This is a genomic window from Oribacterium sp. P6A1 (assembly GCF_000702885.1).
Lineage (GTDB): Bacteria > Bacillota > Clostridia > Lachnospirales > Lachnospiraceae > Oribacterium.
Map to the genome: position 1 here is coordinate 1 of NZ_JNKO01000088.1, position 1,662 is coordinate 1,662.

1 protein-coding gene is annotated in these 1,662 nt (G+C 41.6%); it reads right to left on the reverse strand.

Going from position 1 to position 1,662, the window contains the following annotated elements; translation table 11 throughout:
• Positions 1-104 precede the first annotated feature (104 nt).
• The gene (locus T515_RS16135; RefSeq protein WP_051671833.1) at positions 105-1,559 is read right to left on the reverse strand and encodes an ISLre2 family transposase; all 1,455 of its coding nucleotides are present in this window, start codon (positions 1,557-1,559) and stop codon (positions 105-107) included.
• Between the last annotated feature and the right edge of the window lie 103 nt (positions 1,560-1,662).

The window sequence follows — 1,662 nt, forward strand, 5'->3', positions numbered from 1 at the left end:
GACAGCGTAAGTTTACCGTAGGAATTGAAAAAGCGAGAATCGCCAAGATTTTGAAAAAGTTAAGTAGATTCGTCATTTACTATAATCCCATAATCAAGGCAGTGTCAAATATGCGTAATTTGAGCTTTAAACCATGCATATTTCTGTCCTAAAACACTTACCTCATGATTTGCACGGTCTACGTATTTTCCCCATTCCTTGTGTATCTTTTCTCCGATTTGTTTAGGATCCATTATAAAGCTATCCTCTGCACCAGCGGCCTTTGGAAGTTTCTGGGCTTTTACAAGCTCCAACATATCCCCATGATTGAAATAATACGCGCGAAGATGAGCCATCTGATTAGCACCCTCTCTACACCATCCAAGAGGTCTTGAACTCATACGATCAGACAGTACATGACTGACATGCCCCTCTGCACTGCACCCAACTCTATGCTCATCATGACAGAGTCTAGCCTTTGCTGCTGTCCAGTTGTGAAGAATGTAATTTGCACTGTCAATTATTCTGTTTGCAGCGCTTTCTGAGGGAGCTACATTTGCAATCGGCAGCACCTTATTTGCGAAACTTTCCATTGTCCCTCGTCTGATCTCATGCATGAGGTCATTACGTACTTCATCAGCGCTGTCCAAAAGCCCACCTGTTATCTTCAGCATATATTTATTCATATGGAACTCATCCAGTACGCGGGTGAGCCCTGAAAGACGTTTTTTGGCGCCACTTATCCAGGCACCTCCATCAGAATTAAGGTACACCTTTTCAACCTTGCTGAGATCATATGTCTCCTCAAGGTAATCGTATACTTCCTGCCACAGTTTTTCATTGTCATTTCCATCATATACGCCGCAAAAATAGTGCGGATTAATAAGCTTGTGACGTGTGCTCTTTGGTGATTCAGGTTCTATACCTTCATACACATAAACCATCTTTGCAAGGATACAATTATCCTTCCTACCAAAGGAGTTTTTCTTCAGGTCACCCTTCTTCTGATGGAACTGTAGTGACACGTGATCTTCATCCGCATCAATGTACAGATATGGTACTTCTCGTAGTTTCTCAGGAACCTTATGAACCTTTGAGAAATCAAGTTCCCTGATCTTATCCATGGTCGTTGTCTTGCTGACTTTATCAAGAATGCTGACGGCTTCTCCGCCCTTTTTGTAAGTGGTTTGAACCGCCTCTTTCAGAAGCTGGGCTTCTGCATCCTCAGTGATCCTTTGATGTTCCTCTATGCCGAGCTCCCGATCCAAGAGGTATGCACGTTCTCCGGTATCCCGATTTTTATAAAATGTCTTTTTGAAATTTATAGTACCTATGGATGTGATCAGACTCTTAACGTCGGTTCTTATAATGGACCAATGATCTTTTCTCTTTGTGCTTTTACGAATCTCCTCATCATATCGTTCAAGAGTCTCAGCAATGATGTTCATGGCAAGGTTTAATGCCTCGGTCTTAACATCATTCACGAAAGAAGCTATATCCTTCGTTTCAATAAACTTATCCTCAACCTTTCTAAGATTCTTGATGCCCTGCTCCTCAAAAAGCTGTATACTACTAAACAAGAGAACGCCCTCCTTAAGTTTGGTTTGGTCACCTTAACTTTATCAAAGGATCATGGACGTTCTCTTTTCTTTTTTCTTAAACCTACAAAAACTTTACGCTAGC